Annotated in this window: 8 protein-coding genes; 1 reads left to right on the top strand and 7 read right to left on the bottom strand. The window is 69.8% G+C overall.

Annotated elements, in window-relative coordinates; translation table 11 throughout:
• Nucleotides 1-4: 4 nt before the first annotated feature.
• From IG04_RS0122390 to IG04_RS0122360, 7 genes are all read right to left on the bottom strand, one after another.
• Nucleotides 5-1,801, bottom strand: coding sequence for an ABC transporter ATP-binding protein (locus IG04_RS0122390; protein ID WP_030478646.1), 1,797 nt, complete (start codon nt 1,799-1,801; stop codon nt 5-7).
• 142 nt (nt 1,802-1,943) lie between these two features.
• Nucleotides 1,944-2,972: an iron-siderophore ABC transporter substrate-binding protein gene (locus IG04_RS0122385; RefSeq protein WP_211257793.1), complete on the bottom strand. Its 1,029-nt coding sequence runs from the start codon at nt 2,970-2,972 to the stop codon at nt 1,944-1,946.
• Between the two features lie 94 nt (nt 2,973-3,066).
• Nucleotides 3,067-3,900 carry an ABC transporter ATP-binding protein gene (locus IG04_RS0122380; RefSeq protein ID WP_030478644.1) on the bottom strand — a complete coding sequence of 278 codons (834 nt, stop codon included), beginning with the start codon at nt 3,898-3,900 and terminating at the stop codon, nt 3,067-3,069.
• Between the two features lie 29 nt (nt 3,901-3,929).
• Nucleotides 3,930-4,994: a FecCD family ABC transporter permease gene (locus tag IG04_RS0122375; RefSeq protein WP_030478643.1), complete on the bottom strand. Its 1,065-nt coding sequence runs from the start codon at nt 4,992-4,994 to the stop codon at nt 3,930-3,932.
• Nucleotides 4,991-6,046, bottom strand: a complete 1,056-nt coding sequence (locus IG04_RS0122370; RefSeq protein ID WP_030478642.1) for a FecCD family ABC transporter permease — start codon at nt 6,044-6,046, stop codon at nt 4,991-4,993. Before IG04_RS0122370 ends, IG04_RS0122375 begins: the two co-directional genes overlap by 4 nt.
• Before the next feature lie 41 nt (nt 6,047-6,087).
• Nucleotides 6,088-6,972: an alpha/beta hydrolase gene (locus IG04_RS0122365; protein WP_030478641.1), complete on the bottom strand. Its 885-nt coding sequence runs from the start codon at nt 6,970-6,972 to the stop codon at nt 6,088-6,090.
• A gap of 39 nt (nt 6,973-7,011) precedes the next feature.
• On the bottom strand, nt 7,012-8,337 hold the full coding sequence (locus tag IG04_RS0122360; RefSeq protein ID WP_030478640.1) for a TIGR01777 family oxidoreductase: 1,326 nt from the start codon (nt 8,335-8,337) through the stop codon (nt 7,012-7,014).
• Nucleotides 8,338-8,525: 188 nt separating this feature from the next.
• Between IG04_RS0122360 and IG04_RS0122355 the strand changes: the two genes are divergently transcribed.
• Nucleotides 8,526-9,188 (top strand): lytic polysaccharide monooxygenase auxiliary activity family 9 protein, encoded by a 663-nt coding sequence (locus IG04_RS0122355; RefSeq protein WP_030478639.1) that lies wholly within the window; start codon nt 8,526-8,528, stop codon nt 9,186-9,188.
• The last annotated feature ends 2 nt before the right edge of the window (nt 9,189-9,190 follow it).

The following is a 9,190-nucleotide window of genomic DNA, read 5'->3' as shown; positions in this document are numbered from 1 at the left end:
TAACCTAAGTACTTGAGGTTCCGAATCGCCAAGCGGCCCAAAGGGCAGCGTAACGCCCGTCACGCGCGACAAGTTCTTCGTGAGTTCCGTGTTCCAGCACGCGACCCGCGTCGAGAACGGCGATCCGGTCCGCCGCGATGGCCTGGGTCAGGCGGTGCGCGACCAGGAGTGTGGTGCGGCCCCGGCACGCCGCGAGCGCGGCTCGTTCCAGCGCGGCGGCACCCTGGCTGCCGGCCTCGGCCGTCGACTCGTCCAGCACGACGACGGGGGAGCGGCCGAGCACCAGGCGGGCCAGCGCGATCTGGGCGACCTTGGTCACGTCGAGTCGTTCGCCGCCCTCGCCGACATCGGTCCGCAGGCCCTGCGGCAACGCTTCGACCCACGAATCCGCGCCCACGGTCCGCAACGCGTCCATCAGCTCGTCGTCGGTCGCATCCGGTGCGGCCAAACGGAGATCCTCGGCCAGTGGACCGGCGAACACGTGCGCTTCCTGGGTCAGGATGCTGACGAGCGCGCGGGCTCCCGCCTCGTCCAGACCGGCCAGGTCGGACTCGCCGATGTGCACGGATCCGGTCAGCGGCGTGCCGGTCCCGGCGACCAGCGCCGCCAGCGTCGTCTTGCCCGCGCCGGTCGCGCCGACGAGCGCCAGCGACGTTCCCGCCGGGATCTCCAGGTCGACGTCCCGCAGCACGTCGTGCTCGGATTCGGGGTAGCGGAAGGAAAGCCCGCGCACCGACACCGGAAGTGGCCGTGCGTCGGGATCGACGGCCACCGCGCTGCGCACGAGTTCGTCACCGTCGGATTCGGTGGTCACGCCGACCAGACGCGTCAGCCCCGCGCCGGATTTCTGCGCCTCGTCGAAGAAGGCCATGATCAGGCCGAGCGGTACGAACAACTTGTGGAACAACAGGGCCGCGACGGAGACCTGGCCCAGCGACGACTGCCCGTTGGTCACCAGGAGGTAGCCGACGACGATGATCAGCCCGAGCCCGATGAACTCGGCGCGGTTCTCGCGTCCGATGAACCGGCCGAAGAACCGGAAGACGTCGATGCCGATGTTGCGCACCCGCCACGATTCGGCGGTCACCTTGTCCCGGAACGCGTTCTCCAGGCGGTAGGCACGCACGGTCGCAATGCCGTCGAGGCCGCTGATCAACGCCTGCGCGCGATCGGCCTGGGCCTCGGAACGGGCGCGGTAGAGCGGCTGCGACCGCGGCAGGTACCAGCGCAACGCCAGCCAGTAGGCGGGCAGCGCGCAGGCGCCGGCGAGACCGAGCCGCCAGTCGAGCCCGAACATGCCGCCGGTGGCGATGACGACCAGGACCACCGCGGAGAAGATCGTCGGGATCGCCGTGCGGAAACCCTTGGAGATGACGGCGACGTCGTCACCCACGCGGGAGAGCACGTCACCGCGGCCGACTTCCTCGATGCGCGCGCTGGGCATCCCGAGCACCGCGCGGACCGCGCCTTCCCGCAGGCGCGCCAGCATGTCCGCGCCCACCCGGCCGACGAGGTAGGTCGAGACCGCGGTCATGGCCGCGCCGGCCAGTGCCGAGACGACCGTCGCGATGCCGATCGTCCAGAGGATCGACGCGTCGCGGCCCTGCACGACCCCGTCCACGACGGTGCCCAGCAGGAACACCGGGACGATCTGCAGCACCGCCCCGGCCACCGTCGCCAGCACGGTGGCGATCGGCAGACCGGGGGCGGAACGGCAGTGGTCGTACACCCAGCGAGAAGCCTCCCGCCCGGACGCCGTGCGCAGGATCTTCGCCGGCGCGCCGGAGACGCTCGTGGTCACGAGGGGAGGCCTTTCGCTGGAACTGTTGTGTCAGAACTAGTGGTGTGGGTCGGAAGGTTGCCGGGGAATTCGCGGTCAGACGCCGCGAGGTGCCCTGCTGAGCGTGGATTACCTCGCCGACGTTCCGAGCCACACCACTGGATCAGCCGACGGACTTGGCGGCCTTCACGAGCTCGTCCACCGCGTACGGCATGGACGCGAGGGTCGCCTGCGAGATCGCGGCACCGATGGCCGGGCCCTCGCCGTCGAGGATGTAGTGGACCTTGCCGGCCTTGACCGCGGGCAGGTTGTTGAAGAGCTCGAAACCCTTGAGCGCCTTCAGGTCCGCCTCGTCGTTGATGATGAAGATGCGGTCGACGTTCATCACGTCGATGCGCTCGGGGGACAGCGACACGAAGAACTTGCCGGCCGCGAGCTCGTCGACCTTCGTGTTGCCCTTGAAACCGATGCCGGAGAGGACCTGTCCGCGCACGTCGGTCGTGGCGAACGGCCCGATGGCGTCCTTGTACCAGGACGCGACGACCGCGGTCTCGTTCGCCCAGGCCGGGTTCGCCTTCTTGGCCTCGGCGAGCTTGTCGTCGATCGCCTTGATGGCCTTGGCGCCCTCGTCAGCCTTGCCGATCGCCTTCGCGACCTGCAGCGCGTTGTCCTGCCACTTGGCGGAGAAGGGCTCCTTCTCCTCCTTGGTGCGGCCGACCGTCGGGGCGATCTTGCTGAGCTTGTCGTACCACTCCTGGGTCGCCTCGGAGTAGACGGCGACGATCAGGTCCGGGCGGAGCTCGGCGATCTTCTCGAAGTTCGGCTCGGTGTCGCCGTTCTTCATGATGACCTCGGGCGTGGCCGAACCCCACTTGTCCTTCACCCACGGCCACTGGGTGTTGATGTCGGGCTTCTTGCCCTCGGGGTTCGGGTACTGGTCGACCATGCCGACCGGGACGACGCCCAGCGCGAGCAGCGTCTGTTCGTCGGTGTAGCCGACGGAGACGACGCGCTTGGGCGCTTCCTTGATCTCCGTCGTGCCGAAGAAGTGCTCGACCTTGGTCGGGAACGTGCCACCGGAGGCGTTGCCCGCGCCCGGGGTCGTGGCAGGCGTGGAAGAACCGCACCCGGCGAGGACGCTGGCACCGACCACCACGGCTGCTGCCACAGCGGTCAGTCGCTTCCAGGTCATGGTCGTTCTCTGGCCCATTCGGCACCTCGTTCTTCGCTGCCCACGCGGCGGGGGAAATTAGGACAGCCGAACCTTATCACCCGGTTAGGGCAGGCTAACTTAGGTCTTGGTCACTCTTCGATACCACGTGTGTCCGGCCGATAGGGACGATCAATGGACGCTCGCTGACGGGATCGTCGATGACTTTCGCCTGCAGACCGAACGTGTCCAGCAACAACTCGCTCGTGATCACTTCGCTCGGATGCCCCTGCGCGACGATTGATCCCGACTTCATCACGATCAGGTTGTCGCTGTACCGAACGGCCAGGTTCAGATCGTGCAGGACCATGACGATCGTGCAGCCGCCCTCGTGGAGGTCGTCGACGAGGTCGATCACGTCGATCGCGTGCGCGAGGTCGAGATAGGTCGTCGGTTCGTCCAGCAGCAGCAGATCGGTGCCCTGCGCGAGCGTCATGGAGATCCACACCCGCTGCCGCTGGCCGCCCGAGAGCGAGTCGACCGGACGGTGGGCGAGATCGGCCACGCCCGTCATGTGCAACGCCCTGGCGACGATGTCCGCGTCGTCGCTCGACCACTGGCGCACCCAGCTCTGGTGCGGGTGCCGGCCGCGGGCGACCAGGTCGGCGACCGTGAGTCCCTCCGGCGCGATCGGGGTCTGCGGGAGCAGGCCCATCCGCTTCGCGATGTCCTTGGTCTTCAGCCGCGCGATGTCGCCGCCGTCGAGCAGCACCGTGCCCTGGCGCGGTTTGAGCAACCGGGACAGCGTCCGCAGCAACGTCGACTTGCCGCAGCCGTTGGGTCCGATGACCGTGGTGATCACCCCGGCCGGGATGGCGACGTCCAGGTTGTCGAGCACGACCCGGTCGGCGTACCCGACCGTGACGCCCTCGGCCCCCAGTCGGGCGGCATCGTTGCGCAGCGCGGTCATAGGTCAACCTTACTTAATGCAGGCTTACCTCAGGCCGCGCGTCGGAGGTTCGAGCGCACCAGCAGGTAGACGAGGAACGGACCACCGATGATCGCCGTGACGACGCCGACGGGCAGGTCGTTGGGCAGCAAGGTCCGCGCGATCAGGTCCGACCCGATCAGCAGCAGCGCGCCGAAGAGCCCCGACGCCATCACCGGCGGCACGGGGGAGCGCAACAGCCGCATGGTGATCTGCGGCGCGACCAGTGCCACGAACGGCACCGGACCTGCGGCGGAGACCGCGACACCGGCCAACAGCACCGCGCAGAGGAGGAGCACCGCGCGCACAGCCGAGTAGCGCACACCGAGCCCCGCGGCGACGTCGTCACCGAAGTGCATGGGCTGCATCTGGAACGCGACGACCAGCACGACGACGACCAGCGCGGCCATGATCCAGAGCGACGCCCACACCTCGGTCCACGACCGCGAGTCGAGCGAACCGACGAGCCACCGCTGCGCGCGGGCCACATCGCGGATGTCGGCGAGCACCAGGATCCACGTCGTGAGCGCCTGCATGACCGCGTTGACCGAGACACCGATGAGGATCAGCCGGAACCCGTCGATGCCCTTCTTCCACGCCATGAAGTAGACGAGCAGGCCGGTCAGCAGCCCGCCGGTGAGCGCGGCCGTGGAAAGCCCGACGGCGCTGCCGATCGCCGTGCCGCCGCCGGCCGTCACGACGAAGACCGCCGTGGCGCTGGCGCCGCCGGTGATGCCGAGCACGTCCGGGCTGGCCAGCGCGTTGCGGGCGATCGACTGGGTCAGCGCGCCGGAGATGCCGAGCGCGACCCCGGCGATGAGACCGACGAGAGATCGCGGCATCCGCAGATCCATGATCACGAACTCGTCGACCCGCTCGCCCTGCCCGATGAGCGTCCTGAACACGGCGGGCAGTTCGATGGTGAAGTCGCCGACCGCGATCGACACGCAGAAGATCAGGAACGTCAGCGCGGCCAGCACGACCGTGACGAGCACCGACCACGGCCGCCAGACCCAGGACCAGCCGCCGACGCGCAGGCCGCGGTGCATTTCGGGTGCTTCCGGTGCGATGGTCATGTCTGCCTGAACTTCCCGAGCCAGACCAGCACCGCGAAGAACGGGGCGCCGATGAGTGCGATGACGATGCCGGCCTGCAGTTCGGCGGGACGCACGACAAGCCGGCCCGCGATGTCGCCGAGCAGCAGCACGCCCGCGCCGAGCAACCCCGCGTACGGCACCAGCCAGCGGTAGTCCGGCCCGGTGAACCACCGCGCGACGTGCGCGACCATCAGGCCGAGGAACGCGATCGGCCCGCACGCCGCCGTGGCCGCGCCCGCGAGCAGCGTGACGGCCAGGACGCCGACGGTGCGGCCGGCCACGATGTTCACGCCGAGGCCGCGCGCGACGTCGTCACCGAGGTTGAGCAGGTTGATCACGGGCAGGTTGATCAGCGCCAGCACGAGGCCGACACCGATGAAGATCGCCGCGACCATGATCACGTCGAACCCGACGCCCTGCACCGAACCCGCGTTCCAGAACCGCAGCACGTCGAGCGTCTGCTTGTCGCCCAGCGCGACCGCGGTCGTCATCGCGGCCAGGAACACCGTGACGCCCTGCCCGGCCAGCGCGAGCGTGAGGGGGTTGCCCGCGCCGCGCCCGAGGCTCGAGAGCCCGAACACCACCACGCCCGCCACCCCGGCCCCGAGGAACGCGAACCACATGTACTGGACCGGGTTCTGCAGGCCGAACAGGTAGACCGAGAGCACCACGGCGAACGACGCCCCGGAGTTGACGCCGAGGAGTCCGGTGTCCGCGATGGGGTTGCGGGTGTGCCCCTGGATCAACGCGCCCGCGACGCCGAGCCCGATGCCCGCCACGATCGCGAGCACCGTCCGCGGCACGCGCAGCGTCTGCACGATCAGCGTGATCTCGACGAGCCGCTGGTCGTCGCCGGGATCGCCGAACAACCCCTGCCACACCTCGGCCGGGGTGAGCGACCGCGCGCCGATCACCAGCGACAGCACCGCCGTCACGGCGAGCAGCACCAGCAGACCCGCCAGCCCGAGCCGGCGCCGCCGGTGCGGACTCTCCCCGGGCGCGGCCTCGGGCACGCGTTGCTCCACGACCATGCTCACGACGGGCTACGTTAGCTCCCGCCCGGCCTGGTCGGTCAGGGCACCCTTACCTCGATCGCGCGCGCGGCGATCCACTGCTCGATGTCGTGGCGTGCCGTCCGGGCGATCGTCGTGTCGCGGTTGGTGAAGCCGTGCCGGGACTCCGGGTAGACCCGCAGGTCCACCTCGCCCACCGCCGCCACCCGTGCCGCCATCGCCAGGTTGTCCTCCAGCAGGACGTCCAGGGCTCCGACGACCATCAGCAGCGGCGGCAGACCGCGCAGGTCGCCGTAGACCGGTGAGATGTCCGGGACGGTGCGGTCGGGCGCCTGTCCCGCGTAGGCCTCGATGAAGTACTCGTCCGCGATCAGCCGCCCGGCGGGGGTGAGGCCGCTCAGGTCGTACGTGCCGAACTGGAGTGCCGCGCCGGCGAACGGGTGGTCGCGCAGCCGGAGCAGCGTCGTCACGGCGAGGGTGGCGCCCGCCGAGAAGCCGCCGATGACCATCCGGCGGGTGCCGAAGCGTTCCTCGGCGTGCTCGATCAGCCACCGCGCCGCCGTCTCGGCGTCGTCGGGCGCGGCCGGCCACGGGTGCTCCGGAGCGAGCCGGTACTCGACGCCGACGACCACGATGCCGAGCGCGTCCGCGAGCCGCCGGTCGCGTTCGTCGTCCTGCGCCGTGACACCCAGGTAGAAGCCGCCGCCGTGGAAGTGGAGGTAGACGCCGTTCGGACGGCCTGCCGGCTCGTGGATCCTGACGGGCACCCGCCGGCCGTTCGCCTCGACCGTCGTCGAACCGCCGAGCGTGGCGGGCCTCATCTCCCCCAGTTCACCGGCGTTGGCCGGGCCCCTTCTGCTTCCCCTGCGGGTGTTCTCGGCCTGGGCCTCCTCGACGTGCCGCGCCAGCTCCGGGTCCATGAAGTCGTTCAACCTCAGTCGCACTCGGGCATCCCCCTTGCCTTGTTCGGTGTGTCGAGTCAACTAACGCACGCGGCCCAGCACGTGCCGCAGTGCCGGTTCCAGGTCCGGATACCGGAACCGGTGCCCGGCCTTGGCCAGCGCGGCGGGCCGGACCAGCTGACTCGCCTCGGCGAGCTCGCGCGCGCCCTGCTCACCCAGCAGGAGCCGCGGCCCGGACAACGGCACCGGCAGCAGCGCGGGCCGGCGCAGCACCTTCGCGAGCGTGGCGGCGTAGGTGCTGTTGCGCACGGCGTCGGGGGCGACGGCGTTGACCGGTCCGCTGAGCTCGTTGTCGTAGAGCGCGCGGTGGTAGACGTCGACCAGGTCGTCCATGCCGATCCACGACTGCCACATTCGCCCGTCACCGAGCCGCCCGCCCAGCCCGGCGGCGAACAGCGGGTGGAAGAGTCGCAGCGTGCCGCCGTCGGGGGACTGGACCAGTCCGGTGCGAACGTTCACCACCCGCACGCCGGCCGACGCGGCCGGTGCGGTCGCGGCCTCCCAGTCGGCGACCACGTCCGCGAGGAAGCCCTCGCCCCGCTCGCTGTCCTCGGTGAGCTCCTCGTTGCCGCGGTCGGCGCCGTAGAAGCCGATCGCGGACGCGCTGACGAACACCGGCACACCGGTGGCGGAGGCAAGCTCGGCGAGTGCTCTGGTCGGTCCGATCCTGGACGAACGGATCGCCCGCCGGTGCGCGTCGGTGAACCTGCCCGCGATCGACGCGCCCGCCAGGTGCACCACAGCGTCCACATCGGACAGAAGATCGGGCGCCGGGTGACCGGGATCCCAGCGTCGCTCGTCCACAGCGGCGGGGGAGCGGCGGACCAGCTTCACCACCCGGTGGCCCGCCGTGCTCAGGAACGACCACAGTGCCGTGCCCACGAACCCGCTGCCACCGGTGATCGCCACCGTGAGCGGCCGGTCGCCCGCCTTCCGCGCGGAGGCCTGGGCCGCCAGGTCGGCGGCGAGCTGGCGGTGCCGGTAGGCGAACATCGACCGCAGCAGCGCACCGGGAACCGGCGTCTCCACGCGGTCGGTCATCCTCGTCCGCTCGCCCTCCGCCGCGAACTCGTGGATGTGCCGCCACTTCAGCGCCCAGCTCAGCGGCGCGGAGTCCAGCTCGTCGACGAACCGGTGCGGCGGCTCGAAGCCGGTGTGCCGCGCACCCCAGCGCAGTCCGAGCGGCAACCCCAGCACGGCACGACCACCGTCGAGGGTGCTCGCCTCGCTCACGACCCCCACCGGCTGCCACGGCGGCGAGAGCCGGTGGATGGCGCCCGGCCGCGCGTGCCAGGCGAACACCTCGTCGAGGGGAGCGTCGACGACGCTGGAGAAGATCAGGGACATGCCCCGACGCTAAGTGCGCCCGGTGGCGTTCGCTTGATGGATTCGCCGGCAAGGCCAGGCCGATCCCCGTGATCACTCCGCGTACTCTTGTGATCTCTCAGCGTTATCTGTAGGGTTGATGGCCTGGGAGCGCTCCCAATCCGCCGCTGCTGTTTGAACGTCGATCATCGGAGATCGGAGGCTCATTCATGCGCAAGCGCAGCACCTTCGGGTCGCTCACCAGACGGCGGGGCTTGATCGCGCTCGTCGTCAGCGTGCTGGTCTGCACGTTCCTCTGGACGCCCACGGCGTCGGCCCACGGCACGATCGTCGGTCCGGCCACCCGCGCCTACCAGTGCTGGCAGACGTGGGGCAGCCAGCACACGAACCCGGCCATGCAGCAACAGGATCCCATGTGCTGGCAGGCCTTCCAGGCCAACGCCGACACCATGTGGAACTGGATGAGCGCGCTGCGGGACGGCCTCCGCGGGAACTTCCAGGCGGCCACTCCGGACGGACAGCTCTGCAGCAACGCCCTGACGCGCAACAACTCCCTGAACACGCCCGGCCGGTGGAAGACCACCAACCTGGGCAGCAGCTTCTCGATGCACCTGTACGACCAGGCCAGTCACGGAGCCGACTACCTGCGCGTCTACATCAGCAAGAACGGGTTCGACCCGGCCACCCAGAGACTGGGCTGGGGCAACCTCGACTTCATCACGCAGACCGGCAGGTTCGCTCCGGCCAAGGACATCAGGTTCGACGTCCAGACCTCCGGCGCGTACCGCGGCCACCACGTGGTGTTCACGATCTGGCAGGCCTCACACCTGGACCAGGCGTACATGTGGTGCAGTGACGTGAACTTCGGCTGAGA

Source organism: Lentzea albidocapillata, from assembly GCF_000719115.1.
GTDB classification, from domain to species: Bacteria; Actinomycetota; Actinomycetes; order Mycobacteriales; family Pseudonocardiaceae; genus Lentzea; species Lentzea albidocapillata.
This window is presented reverse-complemented; position numbering and strand designations above follow the sequence as displayed.

Bases quoted from the DNA above. Each gene is read 5' to 3' on its own strand.
- IG04_RS0122375 (WP_030478643.1), bottom strand. From the start codon at position 4,994: ATGACCATCGCACCGGAAGCACCCGAAATGCACCGCGGCCTGCGCGTC.
- IG04_RS0122370 (WP_030478642.1), bottom strand. From the start codon at position 6,046: ATGGTCGTGGAGCAACGCGTGCCCGAGGCCGCGCCCGGGGAGAGTCCG.
- IG04_RS0122360 (WP_030478640.1), bottom strand. From the start codon at position 8,337: ATGTCCCTGATCTTCTCCAGCGTCGTCGACGCTCCCCTCGACGAGGTG.
- IG04_RS0122380 (WP_030478644.1), bottom strand. From the start codon at position 3,900: ATGACCGCGCTGCGCAACGATGCCGCCCGACTGGGGGCCGAGGGCGTC.
- IG04_RS0122385 (WP_211257793.1), bottom strand. From the start codon at position 2,972: ATGACCTGGAAGCGACTGACCGCTGTGGCAGCAGCCGTGGTGGTCGGT.
- IG04_RS0122355 (WP_030478639.1), top strand. From the start codon at position 8,526: ATGCGCAAGCGCAGCACCTTCGGGTCGCTCACCAGACGGCGGGGCTTG.